The organism is Streptococcus sp. HMSC077F03, assembly GCF_001812375.1.
GTDB lineage: Bacteria > Bacillota > Bacilli > Lactobacillales > Streptococcaceae > Streptococcus > Streptococcus oralis_S.
The window spans coordinates 61,797-75,211 of the sequence record NZ_KV808752.1 but is presented as its reverse complement, the minus strand read 5'-3'; the positions used below and the strand labels follow the sequence as shown (position 1 = coordinate 75,211).

At 40.8% G+C, this 13,415-nt stretch carries 15 protein-coding genes and 1 other annotated feature (1 of these 16 only partly in view); of the genes, 2 read left to right on the top strand and 13 right to left on the bottom strand.

All coding sequences use genetic code 11. From position 1 onward, the window contains the following. Nucleotides 1–78: 78 nt before the first annotated feature. The 7 genes from HMPREF2853_RS00920 to HMPREF2853_RS00890 form a co-directional block, all read right to left on the bottom strand. Nucleotides 79–1,620 carry an ABC-F family ATP-binding cassette domain-containing protein gene (locus tag HMPREF2853_RS00920; RefSeq protein ID WP_070534610.1) on the bottom strand — a complete coding sequence of 514 codons (1,542 nt, stop codon included), beginning with the start codon at nt 1,618–1,620 and terminating at the stop codon, nt 79–81. A gap of 1 nt (nt 1,621) precedes the next feature. Beyond that, entirely contained in the window at nt 1,622–2,101 is a 480-nt protein-coding gene (locus tag HMPREF2853_RS00915) for a VanZ family protein (protein WP_070534609.1), read from the bottom strand. Between the two features lies 1 nt (nt 2,102). Continuing rightward, nucleotides 2,103–3,188 (bottom strand): dual-specificity RNA methyltransferase RlmN, encoded by a 1,086-nt coding sequence (gene rlmN, locus HMPREF2853_RS00910; protein ID WP_000804762.1) that lies wholly within the window; start codon nt 3,186–3,188, stop codon nt 2,103–2,105. A gap of 20 nt (nt 3,189–3,208) precedes the next feature. Continuing rightward, nucleotides 3,209–3,739, bottom strand: a complete 531-nt coding sequence (locus HMPREF2853_RS00905; protein WP_049500491.1) for a YutD family protein — start codon at nt 3,737–3,739, stop codon at nt 3,209–3,211. Between the two features lie 154 nt (nt 3,740–3,893). Beyond that, on the bottom strand, nt 3,894–4,499 hold the full coding sequence (sodA, locus tag HMPREF2853_RS00900) for a superoxide dismutase SodA (RefSeq protein ID WP_000974733.1): 606 nt from the start codon (nt 4,497–4,499) through the stop codon (nt 3,894–3,896). 69 nt (nt 4,500–4,568) lie between these two features. After that, nucleotides 4,569–5,606 carry a DNA polymerase III subunit delta gene (gene holA / locus HMPREF2853_RS00895; RefSeq protein ID WP_049500489.1) on the bottom strand — a complete coding sequence of 346 codons (1,038 nt, stop codon included), beginning with the start codon at nt 5,604–5,606 and terminating at the stop codon, nt 4,569–4,571. Between the two features lie 33 nt (nt 5,607–5,639). Then, the gene (locus tag HMPREF2853_RS00890) at nt 5,640–6,575 is read right to left on the bottom strand and encodes a dihydroorotate oxidase (protein ID WP_070534608.1); all 936 of its coding nucleotides are present in this window, start codon (nt 6,573–6,575) and stop codon (nt 5,640–5,642) included. A gap of 205 nt (nt 6,576–6,780) precedes the next feature. Here HMPREF2853_RS00890 and gdhA point away from each other — a divergent pair, with 205 nt between their 5' ends. After that, nucleotides 6,781–8,127: an NADP-specific glutamate dehydrogenase gene (gdhA, locus tag HMPREF2853_RS00885; RefSeq protein WP_070534607.1), complete on the top strand. Its 1,347-nt coding sequence runs from the start codon at nt 6,781–6,783 to the stop codon at nt 8,125–8,127. A gap of 31 nt (nt 8,128–8,158) precedes the next feature. Further along, nucleotides 8,159–8,644 (top strand): GNAT family N-acetyltransferase, encoded by a 486-nt coding sequence (locus HMPREF2853_RS00880; RefSeq protein ID WP_049500532.1) that lies wholly within the window; start codon nt 8,159–8,161, stop codon nt 8,642–8,644. A 147-nt stretch (nt 8,645–8,791) separates the two neighbouring features. On the opposite strand, the gene HMPREF2853_RS00875 is transcribed toward HMPREF2853_RS00880, so the two are convergent. The 6 genes from HMPREF2853_RS00875 to rplJ all read right to left on the bottom strand — a co-directional run bounded on the left by HMPREF2853_RS00875 (nt 8,792) and on the right by rplJ (nt 13,357). After that, entirely contained in the window at nt 8,792–9,436 is a 645-nt protein-coding gene (locus HMPREF2853_RS00875; RefSeq protein ID WP_070534606.1) for a TetR/AcrR family transcriptional regulator, read from the bottom strand. A gap of 16 nt (nt 9,437–9,452) precedes the next feature. Beyond that, nucleotides 9,453–10,457, bottom strand: a complete 1,005-nt coding sequence (locus HMPREF2853_RS00870; protein WP_070534605.1) for an NADP-dependent oxidoreductase — start codon at nt 10,455–10,457, stop codon at nt 9,453–9,455. A gap of 209 nt (nt 10,458–10,666) precedes the next feature. After that, nucleotides 10,667–11,035, bottom strand: coding sequence for an EXLDI protein (locus HMPREF2853_RS00865; RefSeq protein ID WP_070534604.1), 369 nt, complete (start codon nt 11,033–11,035; stop codon nt 10,667–10,669). Nucleotides 11,036–11,097: 62 nt separating this feature from the next. Next, nucleotides 11,098–12,000: a DUF2268 domain-containing putative Zn-dependent protease gene (locus tag HMPREF2853_RS00860; protein WP_070534603.1), complete on the bottom strand. Its 903-nt coding sequence runs from the start codon at nt 11,998–12,000 to the stop codon at nt 11,098–11,100. Nucleotides 12,001–12,413: 413 nt separating this feature from the next. Beyond that, nucleotides 12,414–12,782 (bottom strand): 50S ribosomal protein L7/L12, encoded by a 369-nt coding sequence (gene rplL / locus HMPREF2853_RS00855; RefSeq protein WP_070534602.1) that lies wholly within the window; start codon nt 12,780–12,782, stop codon nt 12,414–12,416. A 74-nt stretch (nt 12,783–12,856) separates the two neighbouring features. Then, nucleotides 12,857–13,357 carry a 50S ribosomal protein L10 gene (gene rplJ / locus HMPREF2853_RS00850; RefSeq protein WP_001287274.1) on the bottom strand — a complete coding sequence of 167 codons (501 nt, stop codon included), beginning with the start codon at nt 13,355–13,357 and terminating at the stop codon, nt 12,857–12,859. 38 nt (nt 13,358–13,395) lie between these two features. Continuing rightward, nucleotides 13,396–13,415: a sequence feature (ribosomal protein L10 leader region), on the bottom strand; it runs 116 nt beyond the window's last position.

Below are 13,415 nucleotides of genomic sequence, written 5' to 3'. Positions count from 1 at the left end.
TTGCGGAGCGAGACGGACTAGTAGTCACATAATTAGTCAAAAAGCCATGTCTCATCGACTTGGCTTTTTTATAACTATTTATGTTAGCTTATTAAAGTCCCAGATTTGATCCATCCAGCCTTCATAAAAGTCTGGTTCGTGACAAACCATAAGAATGCTTCCTTTGTATTCTTTAAGCGCCCGTTTAAGTTCTTCCTTGGCATCTACATCCAAGTGGTTGGTCGGCTCGTCAAGCACTAAGACGTTGTTTTCACGGTTCATCAAGAGACAGAAACGCACCTTGGCCTGTTCCCCACCTGACAAGACCTGAATTTGGCTCTCGATGTGCTTAGTTGTCAAGCCACAACGAGCAAGGGCTGCGCGAACTTCTGCTTGGTTAAGGGCAGGAAAGGCATTCCAAACTGCTTCGAGAGGAGTTTGACGATTACCACCTTCTACTTCTTGTTCAAAGTAACCAAGTTCAAGGTAGTCGCCACGTTCAACTTCTCCAGCAATGGGTGGAATAATTCCCAAGAGAGACTTCAAGAGAGTTGTTTTCCCAATACCATTTGCCCCGATAATAGCAACCTTTTGATTGCGTTCAAAGGTGAGGTTTAAGGGTTTGGTAAGTGGACGGTCATAACCAATCTGCAAGTCCTTGGCTTGGAAGATAAAACGCCCTGGCGTACGAGCTGTTTTGAAATCAAAGGATGGTTTTGGCTTCTCACTTTGCAGTTCGATAATATCCATCTTGTCGAGTTTCTTTTGACGGGACATGGCCATATTACGCGTTGCAACACGCGCCTTGTTTCGAGCTACAAAGTCCTTGAGGTCTGCAATCTCTTTCTGTTGACGTTCATAGGCCGCTTCCAACTGAGATTTCTTCATGGCATAGACTTCTTGGAACTGGTAGTAGTCGCCAGAGTAACGCGTCAACTGTTGATTTTCCACATGGTAAACGATATTGATTACGTCGTTGAGGAAAGGAATATCATGCGAAATGAGGACAAAGGCATTTTCATAGTTTTGGAGATAGCGCTTGAGCCAGTCAATATGCTCAGCATCCAAGTAGTTGGTTGGCTCGTCCAGCAATAAGATATCTGGTTTTTCAAGGAGGAGTTTAGCCAAAAGCACCTTGGTTCTTTGTCCACCTGATAAGGCAGTTACATCCGTATCCATGCCAAAGTCCATGACACCGAGAGCACGCGCTACTTCATCAATCTTAGCATCCAAGGTATAGAAATCTCGACTCTCCAAACGGTCTTGGAGCTCTCCTACTTCTTCCATGAGTGCATCAATATCCGCCCCGTCTTCTGCCATTTCCATATAGAGGTCATTGATACGAGCTTCTGCTTTAAATAGCTCATCAAAGGCTGTACGCAAGACATCACGCACGGTTTGACCTTCCTTTAGTACAGCGTGCTGATCCAGATAGCCAGCAGTCACATACTTAGACCACTCCACCTTCCCTTCATCTGGTAACATCTTACCAGTCACGATGCTCATAAAGGTTGATTTCCCTTCACCATTGGCGCCGACTAGACCGATATGTTCTCCCTTGAGGAGACGGAAGGACACATCTTCAAAAATTGCACGGTCACCAAAACCGTGACTCAAATTTTTAACTTCTAAAATACTCATTCTAATTCCTTATCTTATTTTTATGCAGTCCTTTATAGAGGACCCAAGCCAGATAGCCTCCCAGGGTATTGGTCCACAAATCATCAATCTCAAAGACCCGATTAAAGTCGAATAAAAAATCTAAAAGTAGTTGCGAGCACTCAATTCCTAGACTCAGTAGAAAACTGAGAAGGATGATTTTTTTGGTTTGTCGTAAATTTGGACAGAGATAAATCAGTTGAAAGACCAGAGGGAAGAGCAAGAAGACATTTAAAATGTTCTGCAAAAAGATCCAAATAACTTGTCCCAAACTAGTCACTTCACCTAGATTCCAAAGGGAGTTTAAGGGAGTTAAAAGAAAAACCAGGCGTCCAAAAGTTTGAATACCTGGAGTTTCCACTCCTGTAGGAAGTTGAGGCTGGGGAGTAAAACAAAAACAGACAATGCATAGACTGTAAACAGCCACTCCCAATCTTAAGATTAATTCTCTTTTTTTAGTCATTTTATGGATTTACCGCTGCGACTGCCTTCTGGCGATCACGTTTCATTGTATTAGAGCGTAATTGTCCACAAGCTGCATCAATATCTGTACCATGCTCTTGACGGACAACACAGTTGACCCCTTTTTTCTTGAGGGTATCGTAGAAGGCCATCACGCGCTCTTTAGGACTACGGCTATATTGGTCATGTTCACTAACTGGGTTATAGGGAATCAAGTTGACATATGACAATTTCTTGATGTTTTTGAGCAATTCAGCCAATTCCAAGGCTTGTTCTACACCATCGTTGACTTCATTGAGCATGATGTATTCAAAAGTTACACGACGATTGGTTGTTTCGATATAGTACTCAATAGCTGCAAAGAGCTTTTCAATCGGAAAGGCACGGTTGATCTTCATGATGCTTGAACGCAATTCATTGTTTGGTGCGTGAAGAGAAACAGCCAGATTGACCTGTACGCCTTCATTAGCAAAGTCACGAATTTTATGGGCCAAACCTGAGGTTGAAACCGTGATGTGACGAGCACCGATTGCCATCCCCTTGTCATCATTGATGGTACGGACAAAATTCAAAACATTGTTGTAGTTATCAAATGGTTCACCAATTCCCATGACAACGATATGGCTGACACGTTCGTCCTGACCACGCTCATCAAAGTATTTCTGAACCAGCATAATCTGCGCTACGATTTCCCCGTTATTAAGATCACGTTGCTTTTTAATCAAGCCTGACGCACAGAAGGTACAACCGATATTACAACCGACCTGAGTGGTCACACAGACTGACAAACCGTAGTGTTGACGCATGAGTACTGTCTCAATCAACATGCCATCTGGCAACTCGAAAAGATACTTAACAGTACCGTCAGCTGACTCTTGTACGATTCGCTGTTTCAATGGATTGACCACAAACTGATCATTGAGCTTAGCAATCAAATCCTTGGAAAGGTTGGTCATTTCTTCAAATGACTGGACACGTTTACGGTAGAGCCATTCCCAGATTTGATCTGCTCGGAATTTCTTTTCTCCTTGTTCTAATACCCATTCTTGCATGGTTTGACGTGTTAAACTATAAATAGACGGTTTCATCTCTTCTCCTTATTCTCTATCTATTTCTGACGAATGACAAAATGGCGCTGTCCCTTGTCCTCTTTCTGAGACTTTTGGTCCTTATGACGACGTCTATTTCTCTTATCCGCATTTGGTTTTCTCTTGTTTTGCGAAGGTTTCTTTCCTCTTCTAGGAAGGTTTTCCTCTTCCTTTTTACGCGATTTCTTGTCAAATGACGCACGCTTAGGTGCTTGGTTTTCTAGGACAAAATAGGCACAACCATAACTACAGTACTCCAAAAGATAGTCCTGTAAGCGACTGATCTTTTCAATTTTTTCCTCTGTTCGATCGTCTTTGTAAAAACCACGTAGGCGGAGCTGTTCATTACTCCAGTCCCCCACGACATAATCAAACTTGGTCAACACTTCTGAGAAGCGTTGATTAAAGACTGTCACATCGAAGGCATCCTTGATATTTTCAACCAAGGTAAAAGCAATCCCTTCAGTCTCAACCTTATCCCCATTCACATGAAATTCTGGGCCAGGAAACTTGTTATAGTTGTATAATTCAGGTGCAATTTCTTTACGCATAGTCTTCCTTTTCCACGATTACTTAACACTCTATTTTACCATAATTTCTAGCAGTTAGCACGTTTCTCATAAAAATGAAAAAAGTCTGACGATTTTGTCAGACTCCTGCCTTATAAAACAAAAAGAGAAGAATGACTCTTCCCTCCATATTTTATTATTTAGCTGCTGCGTAAAGCTCGTCTACCTTGTTCCAGTTAATGACTGAGAAGAAAGCTTTGATGTAGTCAGGACGAACGTTGCGGTATTTCACGTAGTAAGCATGTTCCCAAACGTCCAAGCCCAAGATTGGTTTTTTGCCTTCTGAGATTGGTGTGTCTTGGTTGGCTGTAGAAGTCACTTCAAGCTTCCCTTCTTTGTTAACAACCAACCATGCCCAGCCAGAACCAAAGCGAGTTGTAGCTGCTGCTGTAAAGGCTGCTTGGAACTCTTCAAATGAACCAAATGTTGCATCGATTGCTGCTGCAAGTTCTGCTGAAGGGGCAGTCTTTTCAGGAGTCATCAATTCCCAGAAAAGAGCGTGGTTCAAGTGTCCACCACCATTGTTGATAAGCGCTTGGCGGATATCAGCTGGGATAGATTCTACATCAGCAAGCAAAGCTTCAAGGTCTTCACCGATTTCAGGGTGTTTTTCAAGAGCAGCATTGGCATTGTTGACGTAGGTTTGATGGTGCTTGTCATGGTGCAAGTGCATTGTTTCAGCATCGATGTATGGTTCCAAGGCGTCATACGCGTATGGAAGGTCTGGTAAGATAATTGCCATCTGTAATACCTCTTTTTCTTTCTATATGAAAATGATAACGCAATCATCCTCTTTTTTCAAGTTTTTTGCTCAATTTGCCTCTGCCGCGATCTGCAAAAGTGCATTTTCAAACAGGTACCCTTTTTCATAGACACCTGTCTTAATCTGGTAGTCTGTTTCAATCAAATAAGAAATCGCTCGCTTGAGAAAACCCAAGGAAATCCCTCTCGAATCTCTCAGTGCAAACTTGATTTGATAAGGATTAGGATTTCGCCCCAAATAAGTTCCCAGACTGCTTACAATCTGCGATTCCGTCTGACCAGTCTCTGATAAAATCTTCACTTGGGTAAAGGTACGAAACTGTCCTAACATGACAGCTATGAGCTTGATCTCATCCTCCCCTTGCAAGGTCAAATCTCTGACCAAGTCACGGGCCTGATCGATCTTTTTGCCCAAGATAAGCTGAGTCAAATCAAAAATATTGTCCTGCAGGGTCTTTGGAATAGCCTCGACAATATCCTTCTCCTCTATCATGCCATCTGACTTATAAGACTGTAAAAAAAGGAGATTTTTCTGGATTTCACTAAATTGAAAACCAGATTTGATAAGTAGATTTTCAAAGGATTGCCCCACAAACTGCAGACCTTGTGTCTGACTCCATTTTTGGAAATACTGGCGGAGTTCTTGTTCCTTGGATTCAATAGCATCAAAGACAGTCGCATCTCGTTTGAGCAATTTGACCAGCCGTCTCTTACTATCTAGCTTTCCTTCTGCAAATATCAATAACTTGGTTGTTGGCGAAGGGTTATCAAGGTATGCCTCAAACGACTTGAGCTCATCATCTGCTAAAAAGCGTTTCTTGGCTGTTGTGATATCGACAAAATGGTCTAATATCACGATTTTTTCATCCGCAAAGAAAGGGAGACTGACCAACTCCAACTCTAAGTCTTTATAAGCTACTTCTTTCATATCAAAGTAAGCAAAATTGAGATCAGCTGAATCATAACCAATCTGCTTCAACACTTGACTCTTCATAACTTCAAACTGACCCTGGTCTGTCCCAGTAAATAGATTCAAGCTAGATAAATTTGATAGAGATACCTTTTGGCTCTCTTCTATTGCTAGCATCTTCTCTCCTTTCTTCTTGTTTTTCTATTTTGTTTAGTCAATATAACGCAATTTCCCACGGAAATCTTCTAGGCTCTCGTATCCTTTTTCCGCCATGATTGCTTTTAGTTCATTGGTAATGCGCTCAAAAGCACCGACGCCTTCCTTGTGAAGGGTGGTTCCAACCTGCACCATGCTGGCACCACAGAGGATGTGTTCAAAGACATCACGACCTGTCAAGACGCCACCCGTTCCGATGATTTGGATTTGCGGATTGAGACGTTGGTAAAAGGCGTGCACATTAGCAAGAGCAGTCGGTTTGATATACTCTCCACCAATGCCACCAAAACCATTTTTAGGACGAATCACGACCGACTCGTCTTCTATATAAAGGCCGTTTCCGATAGAGTTAACGCAGTTGACAAACTTGAGCGGATATTTGTTGAAAATAGCTGCCGCTTGGTCAAAGTGAACAATGTCAAAATATGGTGGGAGCTTAATTCCAAGAGGTTTGGTAAAGTAGGCAAAAACTTCTGCCAAGATACGGTCTGTTGTCTCAAAATCATAGGCAATCTGAGGTTTTCCTGGAACATTTGGACAAGAGAGATTAAGCTCTGTCAATCCTTTAAATTCGCTCTCTTGAACTTTTTTCAAGATGGTATGTGTTTCTTCTGGAGACATGCCAACTAAAGATAGGAAGAAAGTACGGTTTGGCTCTTTTTCCTGCAAGTCCAAAAGATAGTCCAGATAATAGTCTAAACCATTATTTGGTAATCCCATTGAGTTGATAGAACCAAGTGGAACATCCTGATAACGTGGCTCAGGATTGCCCTGACGAAAGTCCAAGGTCGCTGTCTTCGTAACAAAAGTACCCGCCGCTGAGTTTTTGACTCCTTCAAGCTCTTCTATCGTCATACAAGCCACACCCGCTGCATTCATCAAGCAATTGTCAAACTCTAAGCCAGCTATTTGTGTTTTCGTTGATACCATGATTCTGATCCTCCAGATTCCTTTTATTTCTAATATTATACCATACTTTAAGATTTTCTCTTTGAGAAACTAATTTCTATATAAAACGTTCGGTTTTGTAAATTGAAAGAATTTTTAGAAAATTTCTGTTTTTTTCTTTACACTCAAAAAAAATTCTGCTATAATGGCTCATGTAATAAAATATAACAACAAAAAGGAGAACGATATGACATCTGCTAAAGACTATATCCAAAGCGTGTTTGCAACTGTGAAAGCTCGTAACGGGCATGAGGCTGAATTTCTCCAGGCGGTTGAAGAATTCTTCAGCACTTTGGAACCTGTATTTGAAAAACATCCCGAGTATATCGAAGAAAACATCTTGGCACGTATCACTGAGCCTGAGCGCGTGATTTCTTTCCGTGTGCCTTGGGTGGACCGTGATGGAAAAATCCAAGTCAACCGTGGTTACCGTGTTCAATTCAACTCAGCTGTTGGACCATATAAAGGCGGACTTCGTTTCCACCCAACTGTGAACCAAGGGATCTTGAAATTCCTCGGCTTCGAACAAATCTTTAAAAACGTCTTGACTGGACTTCCAATCGGTGGAGGAAAAGGGGGGTCAGACTTCGATCCTAAAGGAAAGACTGACGCTGAAGTGATGCGCTTCTGCCAAAGCTTCATGACTGAATTGCAAAAATACATCGGACCATCTCTTGACGTACCTGCTGGTGATATCGGTGTTGGAGGACGCGAAATTGGTTACCTTTACGGACAATACAAACGTCTTAACCAATTTGATGCGGGTGTCTTGACTGGTAAACCTCTTGGATTTGGTGGTAGCTTGATTCGTCCAGAAGCAACTGGTTATGGATTGGTTTACTACACTGAAGAAATGCTCAAAGCTAATGGTAACAGTTTTGCTGGTAAGAAAGTGGTTATTTCAGGTTCTGGTAACGTAGCTCAATACGCTCTTCAAAAAGCGACTGAACTTGGTGCAACTGTTATCTCTGTATCTGACTCAAACGGTTATGTCATCGACGAAAATGGTATTGACTTTGATCTTTTGGTTGATGTTAAAGAAAAACGCCGTGCTCGTTTGACTGAGTACGCAGCTGAGAAAGCAACTGCTACTTACCATGAAGGTTCTGTATGGACTTACGCTGGTAACTACGACATCGCTCTTCCATGTGCGACTCAAAACGAAATCAACGGTGAAGCAGCTAAACGTTTGGTTGCTCAAGGAGTTATCTGTGTATCTGAAGGTGCTAACATGCCTAGTGACCTGGATGCGATTAAAGTCTACAAAGAAAACGGAATCCTTTACGGACCTGCCAAAGCTGCCAACGCTGGTGGTGTAGCTGTATCAGCGCTTGAAATGAGCCAAAACAGCCTTCGCCTTTCATGGACTCGTGAAGAAGTTGATGGACGCCTCAAAGACATCATGACCAACATCTTCAACACAGCTAAAACAACTGCTGAAACATACGGACTTGGTACCGACTACCTTGCAGGAGCAAATATCGCTGCCTTCGAAAACGTAGCAAACGCTATGATTGCACAAGGTATTGTTTAATTAGTCGATATATCCTATCGGAGGACAAATGATGAACTTACGGCCAATGGAAGTGAGAGATAATCCAGCTGTAGCGCAACTCATTCGAGCTAGCCTAGAAGAATTCGGACTTGACAAACCAGGAACTGTCTACTTTGATTCTCATCTAGATCATTTGGCCTACTATTATCAACATCAAGAGAGAGCAGCTTACTTTGTTCTGGAAGATGAAGGACAGCTGGTTGGCTGTGGTGGCTTTGCACCAGTGTCCGATAAGATTGCTGAATTACAAAAACTGTATGTCACTAAAAATAGCCGTGGCAAAGGTTATTCCAGCAGGTTGATAAAGCGGATATTCCAGGAAGCTCGTCTGGCTGGTTATGAACAGCTTTATCTAGAAACCTCTACTGAACTGGCTACGGCCGTGGCCATCTATCAGCACTATGGTTTTACAGCATTGAAACAAGCACTTTCTAACGCTGCCGGCCATCCAGCTATGAATATCTGGATGATAAAATCCCTCTCATCAGATGAATAGATGGCAGTATACTAATGTAGCCAATGCTATAATAGTAAAGGTATTGTTTAAAATTCATTTGTTCAATCCTCAATCGCTCTGATTGGGGATTTTTGTATTAGTTTTAAAAAAGCCCACTATTTCTAATAGTAAGCTTAAAATCAAGATCTATTTTACCTCTACTAAGGCAAAAGACAGGCATTCAACTATTTCATTTACTGTTTCATCTATGTCTACATCTTCCTTATCATTCAACATCATTGGAATAATATAAGAAAGACTCAAAGCTAAAATATAACGAACGATTCTTTCATTAGACCAATCTCGGATAACACCTTTTTCTTTAAACTGATTCAGAACTGAACTAATTGGCTTAATGATAGAGTGAATAATAACATTCCCTAACTGGTCAGAAATAGTTTTATCAATAAAAGAACGACTCAAGAGAATTTTAACTTGCATTTGATTCTTCTGAATGAAAACCAGTCTATCTCGAACAATGCTTCTCAAAAATAGCGGAAAAGACTCTTGGTTTGCTGTAAATTTCTTCTCAGAAAAATCAGCAATCATATCTGGAATAACCTGTTCGAGAAAAGTTGACAGAATAGCCTCTAAGATGCCTTCCTTGGTCTTAAAGTAACTAAAAACGGTCCCTTCTGAAACTCCAGCCTCCTTAGCAATAAGGCTGGCTGTTGTATTTTCAAAGCCAATTTCTGAAAATAGCTTTAGACTTGATAACAATACTTGACGTTGTTTTAAACTCAAGTTGCTATTTTCTAATGTCTGAGCATACTTTTGTTCTAAACTTTCCATTGCTGGCACCTCTCTGCTACTCTCTTACTTTTACAACCTTCTTACCTCGAGTATGTCCCGACTTCAGGCTACGATATGCCTCTCTAACTGACTTTAGAGAAAAATCATAAACCTGGTCAATATTCAGCCGAACCTTCCCATCTGAGACCATTTCCGCTAGAGTGTTAAAATCATCATATGTGGAATGTCTCGGACCCGTGAACTGAGCTCCTTTTATCATAACATATGGTGAAGGTACTAGCGTTCCAATAGCCGTGCCCTTCAACCCCAAACTGAAAGCCAATTTAACATAATCACTTCCATAGCAATCCAAGAATTTTGTAATTGGCTTTGTACTTGCTGATAGAAGAGCATTCTGGATGTTTCCTTCGTAAGCTACTGGTATGGCACCTAAGGACTTTAGATAATCTGAATTTTTCTTACTTGCAATTCCAATAACTGTCGCACCTTTAGCAACTGCATACTGTACTGCGATACTTCCAATACCACCTGCTGCTGCTGAAATAACTACAACATCTTTAGAGTTTAGATCAATCTTTCTAAAAGCACCTCCCACTGTTAGAGAGGCTACACCCATAGTAGCTGCATGGTTCATATCAATCATCTCTGGTTTCAACACAATTTCTGATTCATTGACACAAACTTCTGTTGCCAAAGCTCCCCTCTTGGTACCCAATCCAGGGTCACTGATCATTGTTCCAAAAACCTTATCCCCTACTGCAAACCGATTTACTCCTTCACCAACTTCTGTGATAACTCCAGCAAAATCCCGACCAACACCTCTTGGAAAAAGAGATGATTTTGACTCAAACCAACGACTTGGCTTCCTGAGTTTTGTCATAAAAGATAGAAATCGGAGTGGCTTTGCACCTTCAAAAGTCTTATAATCAATAGGATTTAAACCAACTGCATGAACTTCTACCCTCACTTGATTCAGTTTCAAAGAATCAGATTTAATGTTCACTAAATCTAACACTTCTTCATCACCGAAACGACTATATTGTATTGCTTGAACAACCATTGTATGAACTCCTTTACACATCTACAAAATTGAGTGAGCACTCAATCATTTTTTTGATTATACACTTATTCTTCATAGATTTCAACTATACTGTTTCCACAACTTCTAACAAAAACTGCTCATGATAAAAATAGAGCTATTTTCCCTTATGAAAGATTATCAAACTAGAACTCAAAGAAATCCGACTGCTTATAAAAGCAACCGGATTTTTATATATCTAATTTTTCAAAAAATTTTCCTGCTACCAGCTTTTCTTTTAGCTTCTCTAACAGCTCATTCTCCAGGAAAGGACTTAGTTCGTCAAAATCTTGGCAAACCTTAAAAACCGTCTCTCTGTCCAACTGGCCATAAGCTAGTTCATAATAGTCCTTATAATGATGCCAGTTCTGGTCATAGTTGATATCTTTCCGTTGATAGTAAACAATGTTTTGCTTCGGTGTCAGGTAAAGCTTCTGTGTTAGAATGCTTTTCTGATCTTTGGACAACTTGCTACGACTAAAAATCTTAACACCTTGAAAAATCTTGCGCTCATGAATACCTTGATTTGTGACTTTCAATTCAACTCTTTTATAATGCATACTGATACCTCCAGAAATCACCTACATTATATCAAGTTTTGGCAGATTTTCAAGCAAAAGTGTCATTTCCAAAAGTCTTTAGTCGCCTCTAAAATCTGTTTCGTTGGTGTCACTGTAGCCTCAATAATGTTCTTGCCAGTCTTTTTCAGATAGGCTTGTATCAGATGATAGCCATAAGCATAGCCTGCAGCATAGGGCATACCAACCGGAATTTGACCCTGTATCTTCGCGATTTCATCACCGTATAGATAAGGAGCCATTTCCGCCATCCCCGTTAGCTGTAGCTGACTGGAGATGATAGGCTTAATCTCTTCTAACTGCTCGGAACTAGTTGAAGTGACCCAAGGTCCGATGAGATCCTCGCCATAGAGCTCAGCCGCAAAAGACTCTGCCAAGCCTTCACTGACTACCCAGTCTGCTAGTGTCGTCTGCTGATTCCATTTGATAAATTGGAAGCGGACATTATGGTTGCACTCGTGAGCCAACGCCGCCTGCACACGTGGTAAAGTATAGTCATTTGGTAGCAGACTAAGCATGAGGTAGCCTGGAATTCCTCCATCTCCGCTGTAACCCTTATTGAGCTGTAGCATAGGTTTTTCTGGATTGCCCAATAAAATAGTAAAATGGTAATCCTCAACATCTAAGTCATAGCCAGCCTGCTCAAAAAGACCAATACTCCTCTTGATGGTATCCTGGCAGTCTTGCCAGAGTTGATCAGAACTCAGAGCGTCGATAGCTGGTCTATCCTTTTCTGAGAGAGTTGAGGGTAACTGATTCATAAAACCAAGTAGGAAAAGAGCATCAAATCCTCCAGAATACTTTGCTTTCAGAGGAATGTGTTGCGTTTGGTATTTGGTTGCAAAAGGTGCTAATATTTTAGCTCGAAAGTAACCATCTCTCTTTTCTAAAGGAAGCTCGAGCATCTCTTGGTAAACTTTATCTGAACGAATCATATTGATTTGCATGGTAATCTCCTTTCTTATCTATTATTAGTATAATCCCTTACCTAAGGTCAGAGTCAAGAAGAAAATTGAAATATCTATTAAAATTTCATTGAAATTACCTCAAACCGTTCGAAAATTACCTTCAATAAAGTTCTTTAATACTGAGATTGTAATATCCGGAGTATCAATAAATTAAAAACTTACTTTTCTACTGTTCATAGGAATGATGATACTAGAAAAAAATAAATCCTGAAGGGTAAAAACTTGTATCATTTTTTATGGAAAGCCTATTATTCAAAACTTGTTTGTCTCCTAGATAAACTATATAATTAGTTCGCCCCTTTTTTGCCCCTTCTTGAACCAAAAGAAAAAACCGCTACTCCTAAGAATAGCGGTTTTATATGTTTTTTTAAGCTACTAATGTAGTTGCTCTATTATTTAAGAGTAACTGAAGCTCCAGCTTCTTCCAATTTAGCTTTGATTTCTTCAGCTTCTGCAGTTGGAACGCCTTCTTTGATGACACCTGGTGCACCATCAACAAGTTCTTTAGCTTCTTTAAGCCCAAGACCAGTGATTTCACGTACAACTTTGATAACGCCAACTTTTTTGTCACCAGCAGCTGTCAACTCAACCTCAAATGAGTCTTTAGCAGCACCAGCGTCAGCAGCACCAGCTGCAGCAACAGCTACAGGAGCAGCTGCAGTTACACCAAATTCTTCTTCGATAGCTTTTACAAGGTCGTTCAATTCAAGGATTGAAGCTTCTTTAATTTCAGCAATAATGTTTTCAATGTTCAATGCCATTGTTATTTCCTCCAAATAAGTTTTTAATTTTATAATAGTTTATCCGTAGCTAGGCTACGCTGCGTAGCTTAAGATTAAGCTGCGTCTTCTTTGTTGTCTGCAACCGCTTTGACTGCAAGAGCAACGTTGCGCACTGGCGCTTGAAGTACAGAAAGGAGCATAGAAAGAAGTCCTTCGCGGTTTGGAAGAGTTGCAAGAGCAACGATTTCTTCTTTAGATGCGACAGCGCCTTCGATTGCACCACCTTTGATTTCAAGTGCTTCAGCGTTTTTAGCAAAATCGTTCAAGATTTTCGCTGGTGCGATAACATCTTCGTTAGAAAATGCTACTGCAGATGGTCCAACAAATACTGATGCAAGATCTTCAAGACCAGCTTTTTCAGCTGCACGACGCAAGATTGAGTTTTTAATGACTTTATACTCAACTTCGCTTCCACGAAGCTCACGACGAAGAACTGTATCTTGCTCAACTGTTAAACCACGAGCGTCTACAACGACGATAGATGCAGCAGCTTTCATTTTTTCAGCTACTACGTCAACTAGTTCCGCTTTTTTAGCAATAATTGCTTCACTCATTAGTGTGTTCACCTCCGTAATTATTTTGCTTGGGGAATTTTTCCAAAAGAAAAACGCG

What these genes read in the sequence shown, in the direction of transcription:
- HMPREF2853_RS00875 (WP_070534606.1), bottom strand. Translation starts at nt 9,436, where the DNA reads ATGGAAAGTTTAGAACAAAAGTATGCTCAGACATTAGAAAATAGCAAC.
- HMPREF2853_RS00865 (WP_070534604.1), bottom strand. Translation starts at nt 11,035, where the DNA reads ATGCATTATAAAAGAGTTGAATTGAAAGTCACAAATCAAGGTATTCAT.
- HMPREF2853_RS00905 (WP_049500491.1), bottom strand. Translation starts at nt 3,739, where the DNA reads ATGCGTAAAGAAATTGCACCTGAATTATACAACTATAACAAGTTTCCT.
- HMPREF2853_RS00880 (WP_049500532.1), top strand. Translation starts at nt 8,159, where the DNA reads ATGAACTTACGGCCAATGGAAGTGAGAGATAATCCAGCTGTAGCGCAA.
- HMPREF2853_RS00890 (WP_070534608.1), bottom strand. Translation starts at nt 6,575, where the DNA reads ATGGTATCAACGAAAACACAAATAGCTGGCTTAGAGTTTGACAATTGC.
- rlmN (WP_000804762.1), bottom strand. Translation starts at nt 3,188, where the DNA reads ATGAAACCGTCTATTTATAGTTTAACACGTCAAACCATGCAAGAATGG.
- HMPREF2853_RS00915 (WP_070534609.1), bottom strand. Translation starts at nt 2,101, where the DNA reads ATGACTAAAAAAAGAGAATTAATCTTAAGATTGGGAGTGGCTGTTTAC.
- sodA (WP_000974733.1), bottom strand. Translation starts at nt 4,499, where the DNA reads ATGGCAATTATCTTACCAGACCTTCCATACGCGTATGACGCCTTGGAA.
- holA (WP_049500489.1), bottom strand. Translation starts at nt 5,606, where the DNA reads ATGCTAGCAATAGAAGAGAGCCAAAAGGTATCTCTATCAAATTTATCT.
- rplL (WP_070534602.1), bottom strand. Translation starts at nt 12,782, where the DNA reads ATGGCATTGAACATTGAAAACATTATTGCTGAAATTAAAGAAGCTTCA.
- rplJ (WP_001287274.1), bottom strand. Translation starts at nt 13,357, where the DNA reads ATGAGTGAAGCAATTATTGCTAAAAAAGCGGAACTAGTTGACGTAGTA.
- HMPREF2853_RS00860 (WP_070534603.1), bottom strand. Translation starts at nt 12,000, where the DNA reads ATGCAAATCAATATGATTCGTTCAGATAAAGTTTACCAAGAGATGCTC.
- HMPREF2853_RS00920 (WP_070534610.1), bottom strand. Translation starts at nt 1,620, where the DNA reads ATGAGTATTTTAGAAGTTAAAAATTTGAGTCACGGTTTTGGTGACCGT.
- gdhA (WP_070534607.1), top strand. Translation starts at nt 6,781, where the DNA reads ATGACATCTGCTAAAGACTATATCCAAAGCGTGTTTGCAACTGTGAAA.
- HMPREF2853_RS00870 (WP_070534605.1), bottom strand. Translation starts at nt 10,457, where the DNA reads ATGGTTGTTCAAGCAATACAATATAGTCGTTTCGGTGATGAAGAAGTG.